This is a genomic window from Mesorhizobium sp. WSM4983 (assembly GCF_029625765.1).
Lineage (GTDB): Bacteria > Pseudomonadota > Alphaproteobacteria > Rhizobiales > Rhizobiaceae > Mesorhizobium.
The window spans coordinates 912,077-925,084 of sequence record NZ_JARTVM010000001.1 but is presented as its reverse complement, the minus strand read 5'-3'; the positions used below and the strand labels follow the sequence as shown (position 1 = coordinate 925,084).

Sequence of the window (13,008 nt, the reverse complement as noted above, 5' to 3'; positions counted from 1 at the left end):
GTCTTGAACGATCCGGTTTTCAGCGCTTGAGGTGGATGGTCACCCAGCCCTCGCGGTGCAAGGTGCGGACGTGGCGGAAGCTCTGGCCGACATAGGCCGAGATCACCGCATCGCGCTGACGGTCGAGAACGCCGGAGAGCACCAGCGAGCCGCCGAGCCTGATGTGCCTGGCCATCTCGGGCGCCAACCGCATCAGCGGGCGCGCCAGGATATTGGCGACGATGAGGTCGAAGGGCGCGCGCCTGGCGAAGATCGGATGGTGGAAGCCGGGCGCCGTCACCGTCTCGACAAGCGCCTTCACGTGATTGAGTCGCGCATTGGTCGCAGCGACGCGAACGGCGACCGGATCGATGTCGGTCGCCAGCACCGGGATGTGCGCGAGCTTGGCCAGCGCTATCGCCAGCACGGCACTGCCGGTGCCGAGGTCGAGCGCGTTGCCGGGGCGTTCGCGCACCACCACCTGTTCCAGCAGTTCGAGGCAGCCGGCCGTGGTGCCGTGATGGCCGGTGCCGAAGGCAAGACCCGCCTCGATCTCAATGGCGAGGTCACCGCTGCGGCGCTTGTCGCGATCATGCGCGCCGTGGACAAAGAAACGCCCGGCGCGGACCGGCTTCAGTCCTTCGAGCGAGCGTGCAACCCAGTCGATGTCGGGGAGCGCCTCGCGCTCGACCTGCTTCGGCAGGGCCAGGTCCGCGAGTATGCCGTTGATCCGGACTGCGACGGCATCGACATCGCCATCGGCATAGAGCGACACTTCGTGGATGTCATTGGCCTCGTCGACCTCCAGCAGGGCAAGCGGCAGGCCTTCGTCCTCGAAAGCTGCATCAAGCGCCGCGAAGATGCGGTCAGCCTCGGCCTTGCCCGCCGTGAAATGGAACCTGGTCTGCCCCATCAGGGCGACTCATGTTTGAGCGTGATCATTTCCGAGAACCGGTTCCATTTGTTGCTACGCAAACCTTCGGTTCGGGATCACGCCTGGCCGCCTGCTGCGAGCCGCTTCAGCTTCGCAATAGCCGTGTCGGCGCTTTCGCCATAGGCGATGGTGCCGGCGAACTCGCCCTTGGCGTTGAGGAGCAGCACGGAGGCCGTGTGGTCCATCGTGTAATCGCCGTCGCCGGTGTCGACCTTCTTCCAGTAGATGCCGAAGGCCTTGGCCATTGCATGCACCTTGTCCGGGTCGCCGGTGATGCCGGTGATGCGGTCGGAGAAATTGCCGACGTAGGAATTGATGATCTGCGGCGTGTCCCGCTCCGGGTCGACCGTGACGAAGTAGGCGTTGAGGTTCTTGCCGCTGTCGCCCATCGTCTTCAGCCAGCCGGCCATTTCGAACAGCGTTGTCGGGCAGACTTCCGGACAATGCGTGAAGCCGAAGAAGACGACGCTTGGGTGGCCCCGGAACGCGGCCTCGGTGATCGGCGCGCTCTTCTGGTCGATCAGTGTGAACGGTGCGCCGTAGGGCTGGCCGCCATAATGGCCGCGATACCAGTCGAAAGTGAGCCAGCCGATGCCCGCCGCCATCAGGACGAGGATGCCGACCAGAATTGAGCGCATCATCAGAAACTATCCGTTGCGATCGTCGCGGCCCGGCGGATCCGGCGCGAGCCTGTTCGGCGACAGTCTTAGCGGTTTGGCGGCGCGCGCGCAAAGAGGTCGCGTTGCCGCAACCACGAGACCTGCCGCCTCCGTCGCGACGATCATCGAATGGCTTGCAAATGCCATTGTCCTGTCCCACCTGACATCGGCTAAACGCAAAACCCGAGGAGGCTTCCTTGCGAAAACTGATCGGCTTGATTGCCGCCTGCATTGCCCTCGGCGCCGGCGCAGCGATGGCGGACGAGGTCGGCAAGGTCGGCGTCGACTGGGTCGGCAACGACATCATGATCGATGCGATCAAGGATCCAAAGGTCGACGGCGTCACCTGCCACGTCGCCTATTTCGACCGCAGCATCATCGATCGGCTGCACAAGGGCAACTGGTTCGAGGATCCGTCGGACTCGTCGATCTCCTGCCGCCAGACCGGGCCGATCACCATCGGCGACATCGACATGAGCGAGCGCGGCGAAGAGGTGTTCAAGCAGGGCCTCAGCCTGATCTGGAAGAAACAGGTGGTGAACCGCATCTACGACAAGAAGAACGAGACGCTGATCTATCTCTCGCATTCGCGCCAGGTCCAGAACGGCTCGGCGAAGATGTCGGTCACGACCGTGCCGCTCTATGGCCAGAACGTCGTGTGGACCAAGGGCAAGCCGCAATTAGGCTCCGATCCGCCCGGATGATTGGTCCCGCTTGCCGGGGCAATCGCTCGGGCGTAAAGCCGCGCCATGGACCGTCCTGAACATCTCGTTGCGAAGGATCCCGAGCCGCGCATCCATCCGACCGCGGAGTTGAAGGGGTGCAAGCTTGGCCGCTATGCATCGATCGGCGAGCGGGTGATCCTGCGCGACGTGACGGTCGGCGATTTTTCCTATTTCGAGCGTCATTCGGAAGCGATCTACACGACGATCGGCAAGTTCTGCTCGATTGCCGCCAACAGCCGCATCAACGCGCTCGAGCATCCGATCGAGCGGCTGACCCAGCACAAAGTGAGCTACCGGCCCAACGAATATTTCCGCTGGCTTGGCGTCGACGCGGCATTTCGAGAGCGGCGGCAGGCAAAGCCGGTCAGCATCGGGCACGATGTCTGGATCGGCCATGGCGCCGTCATCATGCCAGGCATCACGATCGGCAATGGCGCCGTCATCGGTGCCAACGCGGTGGTGACGCATGACGTGCCGCCTTACGCTGTCGTCGCCGGCGTTCCGGCCAAACCCTTGCGCCAGCGCTTTAGCGCCGACGTGGCGGCGCGCATTGAAGACCTCGCCTGGTGGGACTGGACGCCGGAAAAACTCGCCAGGGCGATCCCGGACATGCAGTCGTTGCCGATCGAGGCCTTCCTCGATCGTTGGGAAAACGCCGCGACCTGAACCCGTGAAGCGCGCCCCTTCCGCCATGCGGGGGGTGGCCCGGCGGAAGGGCCGGAGGTAAGCCGCCGTGAAGCGGAACGAGCAGGCTTTTCGACCTGCACCGGCACCATGGCAACAACGCATAAGGTGTTTTTTCGTCGTCATGCGCCTCTCGCGTGTATGCGATTGCAGGCGGAAAATCGGGCCGGCGGGAACCGGAGAGGCCGGCCCTTGTTTCTCTCGAAATGCCGCGCTCTTGCGTTTTGTGAGGACTGGATGATCGAAAAGCTTTTCACCAAGGTTGCCAATTGGGTGGCTCACCTGGCCGGTATGCCTTTGACTTTTGCCGTCTGCGTTCTGATCGTGGTGATCTGGGCGGCGACTGGCCCGGTCTTCGGCTTCTCGGATACCTGGCAACTGGTGATCAACACGGGGACAACCATCATCACCTTCCTGATGGTGTTCCTGATCCAGAACACGCAGAACCGCGATGGCGCCGCAATCCAGACCAAGCTCGACGAGTTGATTCGCGTCAGCGAGGCCCACAACCATTTCATCGGCATCGAGCACCTGACGGAATCGGAGGTCGAGGAGATCCGCGCCAAATGCGAAGCGGCGGCAAAACGGCACGACCGCAAGATCGCCGAAACAGCGGCCAAGCAGGCTATGACGATAAAAAACGGTTCCGGGCGCGACCGCAAGATCGCTGAGGCGGCCGCCAAGAAGACCGTGCCAGGGAAGGCAAGCTCCAAGAAGAAGGCGCCGCCTGAACGGCCCGTCAGCGGTTCATAAAGGCGGCGAAAGCGTCCTTGTGATCCGGATGCCAGCGCGACAAAGCTGGGCGGTTTTCGATGATGTCGCCGATCGCCCAGGCCATGCGCTTTTCATCCATGGGCCGAGCGACCTCGTTGTCCGGGCAAAGAATGTAGAAGTCGTCCTGCTTGAGCGATGCCAGCATGAAATCGATCACCTGCTCGCCCGTCCAGGCGCCGACCGGCTTTTCCGTCGCGCCCTCGGTCAGGCCGGTATAGGTGAAGCCGGGGATCAGCAAATGCGCGGAAAGCTTCGCTCCAGGCTCGTTGCGCAGCGTGTGGGCCAGGCCCTCGGTGAAGGTCTTTACGCCCGCCTTGGAGACGTTGTAGGCGAGATTGCCGGGCGGCGTGGTGATGCCTTGCTTGGATCCGGTGTTGATGATCAGGCCGGGCTCGCCCGCAGCCAGCATGCGCGGCGCAAAGGCCTCGACACCATGCACGACGCCCCAGAAATTGATGTCCAGCAGCCGCTTCCAGGCATCACGGTTTTCCCACGGCTTGCCGGGATTGTTGCCGACGCCGGCATTGTTCATCAGCACCGAAACCGCACCGAACGCACCGTAGGCGAGGTCAGCGAGCCGGTCGACTTCGTCGGCCTTGGAGACGTCGGTGGGGATAGGGAGAACGGCATCGTCCCCGGCAATGACGGCGACCGCCTGCCGGGCCTGGTCGAGGCGCACGCCGCCTATGTCGGCAAGCACGGTCTTCATGCCCATGGCCGCGAAGCGCTTCGCGGCGGCCAGGCCTATGCCGCTGGCGCCGCCGGTGATGACGGCGATATTGCCGGAGGCGAAAGCGGGCAGGGCGGTCTGGATTTCGGCGTCGCTGGTCATGGTTGATGTCCTTATTCCGGGTCGAGCCGAACTTAACGCCGGTCAGGGGCGAGGCAAGCCTTGATCGCTGCAATGATCGACGGCGGTACCGCCAATGGGTTGACCGCAGCAGCTTGCCCCGCGCATGCTGCCGGAAAAGGAGTTCGGCATTGACCGATTGGATCGGAATCCTGAAGGAGCAGACCGCCACCGGCGAACAGATGGGCCGGGATGTGCCGAAGATGCTCGCCAACCCCGATATCAGCGAGGCGCAGGTCAAGACCCTGTTTTCGGCACTGGAGCAACAGGCGGACTTCGCGGAAAAGCTGCGCCTGGCGCTGGAGAAGTTCGGCCATGACTTTCCCGTCATCAAGGCCGCAGAGCGGCTGGAAGAGCGCTATGCCGACCTTGCCGCCTCGGCGGCAGAAAAACTGAAAGCGATGCGGCAGTAAGAACCCGCTATCTTTCCACGAGACGCTCGAACCGCCTGTCCGGCGTAAACCAGGTAATCGCAACTAGTTTGCGGCGAGACTGTTCCCCGACAGGCCGGGCAGGGTAACCTGATAGACCAGGAAGGTGGTGTCGACATCGGCGCCATCCTCGGCCTTGTACGGGGCACCAACCTGGAAGCCGTCCTGGGTGAGAAAGTCGTTGTCGTTGGCGACGAACAGGAAATAGTCGTCAGGCAGCTTCGGGTCCAGCACGCTCACCAGCGACATCGCCTCCCACTTCTCCGAGAGGTTGTTCCTGTCGTTCGGCGCGCCGTTGTGCAGGCCGAAACGGCCGAGTTCGCCCTTGTCGTTGATGTCGATGAACGAGGTGAGCTTGGCCGGCGTCACCGACGGATCGAGCACGCCTTTCGGCGCAACCGGCTTGTCGGCGGCGTCGAATGGGCCGTTGGCGATATCGGTGGCCGCGGACAGGTCGACGATCTCGATCTTGCGGTAGACCGATTCGGCGTCCTTCAGCCCCTGGCCGTTGCCGCTGTCGCGTGCCAGCATCAAAAAGCTCTTGTCGGACAGCGCCACGATCTCGCTCTGCGCGGCCACTTTGGTCTTGCCCTTGGCGTCCTTGAACACCGGCAGCGGTACGACATATTCGTGCGCCAGCTTGAGGTGGGCGAGGTCGGAGGCGTCATAGACCAGCGCGCGGGTGTTCCGGCGGGTCGAGCCGGAATCGCCGCCATCCTGGCGCGGCGCCGACTGCAGCACGGCGATCAGGAACTTGCCGTCCGGCGTCATCGACATGCCTTCGAGGCCTTGATTGTTCTGGCGGCCGGTCTCGGGATCCTTGGGATCCGGCTCGGCGGCACCCGGGCCAGGATTGTCGGAAGCGAAGTTCGGCTTGCCATGGCGTATCGGCACCAGGGCCGCCGGCGGCTGCGTCGCCGACATCAGGCGGCCGTCGGCCGAAAAGCGATAGATGTTGGGGCCATATTCGTCGGAAATGAACATGGTGCCGACGGGCAGGCGCACGACCGCCTCGTCGTCGAGCGAAAGCTTGCCATTGTCGGCCTGCGGCAGGATCGGCATGTCGCCGGCAGCGGGGCGCACGCCGTTGAGCGGGTCGAGGCCGGTGGCGTCGGCGCCCTTGTCGTCGGTCAGGAGCATGGTGTCGACGAGCGTTGCCTTGACGCCCGACTGTTCCTGGCCGGCGGCGGGCGCAGCACCCGGAGCGGTCGGGGTCAGCTCGATTGCAATGGTGTTCAAGCGGGGCCGGTAGTCTGGTGCCGGCGACGTTGTAGCCGCGGTCCGGCAGCAGCCAGAGCGAGCCTTTGTAGCCGGCGCCGTCACGCGCCCAGCTCTTGGCGTCGATCGCCATGCCGGAGCCCGAACCAAAGGTCTCGCCGAACTTGTCCTTCTGGCTGGCGGGGATGCGGCCAACGCCGACCAGCCCCTTGTTGACATAGCCAACACCCTCGGCGAGCGCAGGGCTCAGCACGGTGAACAGGGCGATTGCCGCGCCAAGCGCGACGGTTCGGTTGAGGTGCTTCATGATGTCGCCATGTGACGAGCAGAGCCGGAATGGTGTCACATCGGGTCTAGGACGCGAACATGATACTTGCGTGACAGGAGTGGGGCTCCTTCCTTCTCCCCATGTGGGAGAAGGTGGATCGGCGCGCAGCGTCGAGACGGATGAGGGGTGTTCCAGCGGAGCGAGACGTTGGCTTTCTCTGGAGCACCCCTCATCCGTCGCCTTCGGCGACACCTTCTCCCGCAAGGGGAGAAGGAGAGGTGCTCAATCGCTCTCGCGCGCGACGAGCTCCAGCGGCCAGACTTCGCGGATCGTGCGTGGCCCCTCCGGACCGGCATGGGCCGGGAGTGACGCCAGCAGCATCTCGGCCAGCCGCCGGCCCATCGGCTCCAGCGCCGGACGGAAGGCGGTCAGCGTCGGCGAGAAGTAGCGGCAGAGCGGCGTGTCGACGATGACGATCACCGCGATGTCGTGGCCGGGCCTGATGCCCATCTCGGCCAGTGCCTTGCAGCCGCCGAGCGCCATCGCGTCATTGTTGAAGATGATGGCTGTCGGCCGGTCCTTGGAGAGCATCACACGCGGCGTCACCTGGTAGCCGCCGGTCTCGTTGATGAAGCCGTCGGCGATCAGGCCGGGGTCGACCTCGATGCCATGCCGTTTCAGAGCCTTGCGGTAGCCGTCGAGGAACAGGTAGCCGAAGTTGAGATCAAGCGAAGGGCGGATGGCAGCTATGCGGCGGTGGCCGCGCGCAACCAGCCGGTCGACGGCTTCATCACCCGCCCTCTCGAAATCGATATCGAGCGAAGGATAGGTGTCGCCGCCGGATTGACTTCGGCCAAGCGTGGCGAAGGGAAAGCCGGCCTTGCTCAGATAGTCGATCCGATCGTCTTCCCGCCGTGTATTGGCCAACACGACCGCGTCGGCCCGGCGCGTCTCAACCACGCGGCGCAGCCGCTCCTGCTGATACTGGCCGGGCTCGCCCATGACGACCATCAGATCCAACTCATGCTCGGCGAGCCGCGCCTGCAGGCCGGTCAGGAACGGAATGAAGAACGGCTCGCCATATTGCTGGTCGCCGGGATGCGGTTGCAGCATGAAGGCGATCGAGCGGGTGGCGCCCTGGCGCAGGCTGCGGCCCGACTGGTTGGGCGAATAGTTCAGCTTCCTGGCCGCCTCGAGCACGCGCTGGCGCGTCTCCGCATTGACGTCGGCGCGGCCGTTCAGCGCGCGCGACACGGTGCCGATCGAAATGTTCAGGTGACGCGCGAGATCGTGGATGCTGGACGCCAAGGCAGGTTCTCCCCCTGACTTCGCTAGCACCGGCCGTCCTTCAGGCCAAGCAGTGGATGTCGATTTTCGCGAGCAGGTGATTGACATTCTACGCCATCGGGTGTGTTCTCGTAAACGTTTACGGAAAAACGTTTACGGTGAAGCCGGAAATGCCGTGACACTCGGCCTGGAGGGGCCGAGCGGAGGAGGAGCGCTGGATGATGAAGGTCGTCCTGGTCGGGTGCGGAGCCATGAGCAGGCAGTGGCTCGATGCCGCGAGGCAGATCGACGGGCTTGCCATTGCCGGCCTTGTCGATCTCGATGCCGAGCGGGCGCAGGCGAGGGCGCGCGAGTACGAGCTCCCCAATGCCGTCATCGGCACCAGCCTCGATGCCGTTCTCGATCAGACCCGGCCCGATGCCGTGTTCGATGTCGTGGTTCCTGCTGCGCGGCGCCAAGTCGCGCTTTCGGCCTTTGCCCATAACTGCCATCTGCTCACCGAAAAGCCGCTTGCCGACAGCCCAGAAAATGCGCGCGCCATCATCGAAGCGGCGCGCCGCGCGGGGCGGGTCCATGCCGTGGTTCAGAACCGGCGCTATGTCGCCAATGTCAGGCGGATCCGGCGGTTCCTCGATTCCGGCGCCATCGGCAAGCCGACCAGCATCCATGCCGACTTCTTCGTCGCGCCGCACTTCGGCGGCTTTCGCGAGGAGATGCGCCACGTGCTTTTGCTCGACATGGCGATCCACACGTTCGACGCCGCCCGCTACATGGTCGCCGGCGAACCGGCCGGCGTCTATTGCCAGGAGTGGGAGCCTGCCAATTCCTGGTACCGTCAGGGCTCGTCGGCCAGCGCGGTGTTCGATTTCGGCGGCGGCAAGGTCTTCACCTATGCCGGCTCCTGGTGCGCGGACGGTTTCCGCACGAGTTGGGAAGGCAGCTGGCGCATCGTCGCCGAGCGCGGCAGCCTGTTGTGGGACGGGCATGACGGGTTGAAGGCCGAGGTGGTTGCATCCGGCCGCGACGGTATCATCGACAAGACCCAGTCGATCGAGGTGCCGGCGCTCGACGCGGCCGACAGAGTCGACGGCCATCTCGGCATCATCCAGGATTTCATGCGCGCGATCGAGACCGGCACCGAACCGGAGACGCGCGGCACCGACAACATCAAAAGCCTAGCCATGGTCTTTGGCGCCATCGAAAGCGCAGAGACCGGACGCCGCGTCGCAATCGCAAAGGAAACGCCGTGATGCCGAACCCGCTTCTCGACATCAGGATCGGCGCCATGGTGCGAGCCAATCTCGACGACCCGGCCGTCTATGTGAAACAGATCCTGCCGCTCGGCTTCGAGAGCATCCAGCCCTTTTTCTGGCAGACGCTGGGCGGCAAGGACCTAAAGCGCCTGGCGGGCGAAATCCGCGAAGCGATCGGCGATGCGGACGTCGCCGTCTCATCGATCGGCGTGTTCGGCAATCCGCTGGAGAACGGCGAGGTCGACCGCGGCGTGCTCGCGGCGTGGGAGACCGTCATCGACAACGCACATCTGTTCGGCACCACGATGGTCTGCGGCTTCACCGGCCGGCTGCGCGGCAAACCGCTGACCGACAGCCTGCCCCGTTTCCGCGAGGTCTGGGGGCCGCTGGCCAGGCGCGCCGCCGACAAGGGCGTGCGCATCGCCTTCGAGAACTGTGCGATGGACGGCAACTGGGCGAGCGGCGACTGGAACATCGCCCACAACCCGGACGCCTGGGAGCTGATGTTCAACGAATTGCCCGACGACAATCTCGGGCTCGAATGGGAGCCCTGCCACCAGCTCGTCTATCTGATCGACCCGATTCCGCAGATTCGCAAATGGGCGCCGCGTATCTTCCACGTCCACGGCAAGGACGCCACCGTGCGCTGGGACGTGATCCGCGAGCACGGCGTGTTCGGACGCCTGCCATTCGTGCAGATGCGCAGCCCCGGCTTCGGCGACAGCGACTGGACCCGGGTGATCAGCGAATTGCGGCTGGCCGGCTACAAGGGCGCCATCGACATCGAAGGCTGGCACGACCCGGTCTATCGCGGCGACCTCGAGATGACCGGTCAGGTGCGGGCGCTGGGCTATCTGAAGCAGTGCAGGGGAGGAGCCAGCTACCTGCCCAATCCGGTGTGAGGACCGGCCGGCGGGAGGAGCCGGCCACCAAGACTACGGCCGAAGCAATCGTCGAAACCCTCCGTTGCGAGGGACCAAAAGGGAGGAACGTGCATGAGCATCACGACCAGAAGGACTGTTCTGCGCTCGACCGTCGTGGCGGCCGCCGCGGCGCTCTGCGCCTCGATCTCCACCTTGCCGGCAAAGGCGCTTGACGCCCAATGGTGCAAGGACGTCCATATCCGCTTCTTCGTCGGCGGCGCCGAGGGCGACGCCTTCGGCACCATCGTCTACAATGGCGCCAAGCAGGCGGCGGCCGATCTTGGGCCGAAGGTCGACTACATCTTCTCCCAGTGGGATGTCGAGAAGATGGTGCAGCAATTGCGCGAGGCGGTCGCGGTCAAGCCGCAAGGCATCGCCATGATGGGCCATCCGGGCGATGCCGCGATCATGCCGCTGGCCGAGCAGGCGCATAAGGACGGCATCAAGATGATGTACCAGAACGTGCCGGTGCCGAAGGTGGTGGAAGCATTCGGCGGCGGCTATGTCGGCGCGCAGCAGGAGCAGCAGGGCCGCGCGCTCGGCGCCGAGGCGTTCAAGCTCGGCAAGCTCAAGGCCGGCGACAAGGCGATCATGATCGGCCCGTTCGAGAACGAGAATCGCGGTGCGCGCGAGCGCGGCACGGTCGCGGCGCTGAAGGAGGCGGGTGTCGAGGTGATCCAGCTGTCCTCGCCGCCGAGCGGCGAGTGGGCGTCCGATCCGAACCTCGCCATTCCGGTGATCACCGCGGCTCTGCTCAACCACCCCGACGTCAAGGCGGTCGGCTATCCCGGCGGACAGATGCTCGGCAACGTCGCCACCTATATGCAGGCGGCGGGACGCAAGCCTGGCGACATCTTCAACTTCGGCTTCGACACCAGCCCGCAGATCGTCGAAGGCTTCAAGGGCGGCTGGGTGCAGCTCACGGCCGACCAGCAGCCGTTCCTGCAGGGCTATCTGCCGATCCTCAGCCTCTGCCAGCAGGTGGTGCTCGGACTGGCGCCGATGAATGTCGACACCGGCGCCGGTTTCGTGACGCCTGAAAATTATCAGGTCGTCTCGGAGCTCGCCAAGCAGGCGCTGCGCTAACCTCCCAGGCTGCCGGCCGGGAATACGCCCGGCCGGCCGGATCGCCGGCAAGCGGCCGGCAGACAGACAGTTCAAGCGAGGATCGCATGGGCGAACGCATCATCGAACTGCGCGACATCACGAAATCCTATGGCCAGGTCTATGCGCTGGGCGGCGTCAACCTCAGCGTCGACCGCGGCGAGGTGGTCGGGCTCATCGGCGACAACGGCGCCGGCAAATCGACGCTGATCAAGATCCTATCCGGCGTGGTCAAGCCGACCAGCGGCGACATCCTCGTACGCGGCAAGCCGGTGACCGGATGGAGTGCCGCCCGCTCGCGCGATGCCGGCATCGAGACGGTGTTCCAGGACCGGGCTTTGGCCGTGCAGCAAACGATCGTGCGCAACATCTTCATGGGCCGCGAGCTGACCGGCTTCATGGGCTGGCTCAAGGTCGGCAAGGAGATCGAGGAGGCAAGCCGGCTGATGCGTGAGATCGGCTTCACCTCGAAAGTGTTCACGCCGCATTCCATCGTCGGCCAGCTTTCGGGCGGCGAGCGTCAGGGTGTGGCGATCGCGCGCGCCATCTACAAGCAGGCGGAGCTGATTATCCTCGACGAGCCGACGACGGCGCTGTCGCTGACGGAGACCGCCAAGGTCTTCCATTTCGTGCGCCAGGTGCGGGCGAGTGGCCGCTCGATCCTGTTCATCGGCCACAACATTCATCATGTCTTCGACATCGCCGACCGCTTCGTGGTGCTCGACCGCGGCAAGGTGGCGTTGACGGCTGACCGCAGCGAGGTCAAGTCAGCCGACGACCTCATCAACTTTATGGAAGAGATCGCGCATCCGGGTGGCCTGCCAGGGCTACACGAGGCGGGCGGAGCGGAGCAGAGAGCGTGATGAGCAAGGCCATGGAACCCGATCTGCAAACACCTCTGGGAAGGGCAAGCGGCCCGACAGAATCAGGCAAGCAGTGGAGTCATCCTTCCGATCACTGGCTGCGCGGCTTCGTCCTCGACAATCGCGCGGCGCTAGGCACGCTCGCCGTGTTCATCGTCATGATGGCGATCTTCATGATCGCCAACCCGACCGTCTTCACCACCTGGTATCTTTACAGCTCGGTGCTGACGACGCTTCCCGTCGCGCTGTTCGTTGTCGTGCCGCTGGTCTTCGTAGTCACCTGCGGCGAGATCGACCTATCGTTCCCGGCGACGATGGGTTTCGCCTCATGGGCCTTCGCGATCGTCGTGCAGGCCGGCTACGATCCGTTCCTCGGCATCGCCGCGGCGCTTCTCACCGGCACGCTGCTCGGCTTCCTGGTCGGATCGCTGGTGGTCTATGGCGGCCTGTCGTCGCTGATTGCCACGCTCGGCATGAACTTCCTGCTGCGCGGGCTGATCCAGATCATCAACGAGGGCAAGTCGACGGCGCTGACCAGTCTGGCCGACAGCTCAGCTTACGCGATCTTCTCCGGCCAGCTCTGGGGCATCCCGGTGCAGATCTTCTGGGCGATCGCCTTCGTCGTGTTTTCGGCGCTGCTCTACAACCGCCACCGCTTCGGCGCCCAGGTCAAGGTGGTCGGCGACAATCCGGACAGCGCCAAGCAAATGGGCATCGACGTTCAGCGCGTCCGGGTCAAGGTGTTCGTCTTCACCGGCATCGGGGCGGCGATCGCCGGAACCTTCTCGGTGATGATCAACTTCACCTGGTGGCCGACGGCGGGCGACGGCTACCTGCTGCCGGTGCTGGCATCGGTGTTCGTCGGCGGCACGCCGACCTGGGGCGGTATCGGCACAGTGGTCGGCGGCGCGATCGGCGCGGTCACCGTGTCGTTCATCCAGACCGGCGTCGTCGCCGCGGGCCTCAGCGGCTTCTACGTGCAGTTCTTCAACGGGCTGATCATCATCCTGTCCCTGCTCGGCCACAAATGGAACCAGGCGCGGTATCGCTGAGAGG

At 64.5% G+C, this 13,008-nt stretch carries 13 protein-coding genes and 1 pseudogene; 9 read left to right on the top strand and 5 right to left on the bottom strand.

Annotation, left to right across the window (positions count from 1 at the left end; all coding sequences use genetic code 11):
* Nucleotides 1–19: 19 nt before the first annotated feature.
* Both P9254_RS04650 and P9254_RS04645 read right to left on the bottom strand, forming a co-directional pair.
* Nucleotides 20–892 (bottom strand): 50S ribosomal protein L11 methyltransferase, encoded by an 873-nt coding sequence (locus P9254_RS04650; RefSeq protein WP_278057332.1) that lies wholly within the window; start codon nucleotides 890–892, stop codon nucleotides 20–22.
* 77 nt (nucleotides 893–969) lie between these two features.
* Nucleotides 970–1,554 (bottom strand): SCO family protein, encoded by a 585-nt coding sequence (locus P9254_RS04645; RefSeq protein ID WP_066990790.1) that lies wholly within the window; start codon nucleotides 1,552–1,554, stop codon nucleotides 970–972.
* A 272-nt stretch (nucleotides 1,555–1,826) separates the two neighbouring features.
* Between P9254_RS04645 and P9254_RS04640 the strand changes: the two genes are divergently transcribed.
* The 3 genes from P9254_RS04640 to P9254_RS04630 all read left to right on the top strand — a co-directional run bounded on the left by P9254_RS04640 (nucleotide 1,827) and on the right by P9254_RS04630 (nucleotide 3,734).
* Nucleotides 1,827–2,276: a CreA family protein gene (locus P9254_RS04640; RefSeq protein WP_082980332.1), complete on the top strand. Its 450-nt coding sequence runs from the start codon at nucleotides 1,827–1,829 to the stop codon at nucleotides 2,274–2,276.
* A 45-nt stretch (nucleotides 2,277–2,321) separates the two neighbouring features.
* Nucleotides 2,322–2,963: a DapH/DapD/GlmU-related protein gene (locus P9254_RS04635; RefSeq protein ID WP_278053156.1), complete on the top strand. Its 642-nt coding sequence runs from the start codon at nucleotides 2,322–2,324 to the stop codon at nucleotides 2,961–2,963.
* A gap of 255 nt (nucleotides 2,964–3,218) precedes the next feature.
* Nucleotides 3,219–3,734: a low affinity iron permease family protein gene (locus P9254_RS04630; protein WP_067329076.1), complete on the top strand. Its 516-nt coding sequence runs from the start codon at nucleotides 3,219–3,221 to the stop codon at nucleotides 3,732–3,734.
* Here the strand turns inward: P9254_RS04630 and P9254_RS04625 are convergent.
* Nucleotides 3,721–4,587: an SDR family NAD(P)-dependent oxidoreductase gene (locus P9254_RS04625; protein ID WP_278057333.1), complete on the bottom strand. Its 867-nt coding sequence runs from the start codon at nucleotides 4,585–4,587 to the stop codon at nucleotides 3,721–3,723. The genes P9254_RS04630 and P9254_RS04625 overlap by 14 nt on opposite strands.
* A gap of 149 nt (nucleotides 4,588–4,736) precedes the next feature.
* Here P9254_RS04625 and P9254_RS04620 point away from each other — a divergent pair, with 149 nt between their 5' ends.
* Nucleotides 4,737–5,018, top strand: coding sequence for a hypothetical protein (locus P9254_RS04620; RefSeq protein WP_066990806.1), 282 nt, complete (start codon nucleotides 4,737–4,739; stop codon nucleotides 5,016–5,018).
* A 63-nt stretch (nucleotides 5,019–5,081) separates the two neighbouring features.
* Here P9254_RS04620 and P9254_RS04615 read toward each other — a convergent pair.
* Nucleotides 5,082–6,561 (bottom strand): annotated as a pseudogene (locus P9254_RS04615) (esterase-like activity of phytase family protein).
* 243 nt (nucleotides 6,562–6,804) lie between these two features.
* On the bottom strand, nucleotides 6,805–7,830 hold the full coding sequence (locus P9254_RS04610; protein WP_095783804.1) for a LacI family DNA-binding transcriptional regulator: 1,026 nt from the start codon (nucleotides 7,828–7,830) through the stop codon (nucleotides 6,805–6,807).
* Nucleotides 7,831–8,027: 197 nt separating this feature from the next.
* Between P9254_RS04610 and P9254_RS04605 the strand changes: the two genes are divergently transcribed.
* The 5 genes from P9254_RS04605 (at nucleotide 8,028) to P9254_RS04585 (ending at nucleotide 13,004) form a co-directional block, all read left to right on the top strand.
* The gene (locus P9254_RS04605; protein ID WP_127215480.1) at nucleotides 8,028–9,059 is read left to right on the top strand and encodes a Gfo/Idh/MocA family protein; all 1,032 of its coding nucleotides are present in this window, start codon (nucleotides 8,028–8,030) and stop codon (nucleotides 9,057–9,059) included.
* Nucleotides 9,059–9,964 (top strand): sugar phosphate isomerase/epimerase family protein, encoded by a 906-nt coding sequence (locus P9254_RS04600; RefSeq protein WP_206519912.1) that lies wholly within the window; start codon nucleotides 9,059–9,061, stop codon nucleotides 9,962–9,964. The genes P9254_RS04605 and P9254_RS04600 overlap by 1 nt, the downstream gene beginning before the upstream one ends.
* A gap of 93 nt (nucleotides 9,965–10,057) precedes the next feature.
* The gene (locus P9254_RS04595; protein ID WP_066990822.1) at nucleotides 10,058–11,071 is read left to right on the top strand and encodes a substrate-binding domain-containing protein; all 1,014 of its coding nucleotides are present in this window, start codon (nucleotides 10,058–10,060) and stop codon (nucleotides 11,069–11,071) included.
* Between the two features lie 86 nt (nucleotides 11,072–11,157).
* Entirely contained in the window at nucleotides 11,158–11,952 is a 795-nt protein-coding gene (locus P9254_RS04590; RefSeq protein ID WP_127240840.1) for an ATP-binding cassette domain-containing protein, read from the top strand.
* The gene (locus P9254_RS04585) at nucleotides 11,952–13,004 is read left to right on the top strand and encodes an ABC transporter permease (RefSeq protein ID WP_095779023.1); all 1,053 of its coding nucleotides are present in this window, start codon (nucleotides 11,952–11,954) and stop codon (nucleotides 13,002–13,004) included. The genes P9254_RS04590 and P9254_RS04585 overlap by 1 nt, the downstream gene beginning before the upstream one ends.
* The last annotated feature ends 4 nt before the right edge of the window (nucleotides 13,005–13,008 follow it).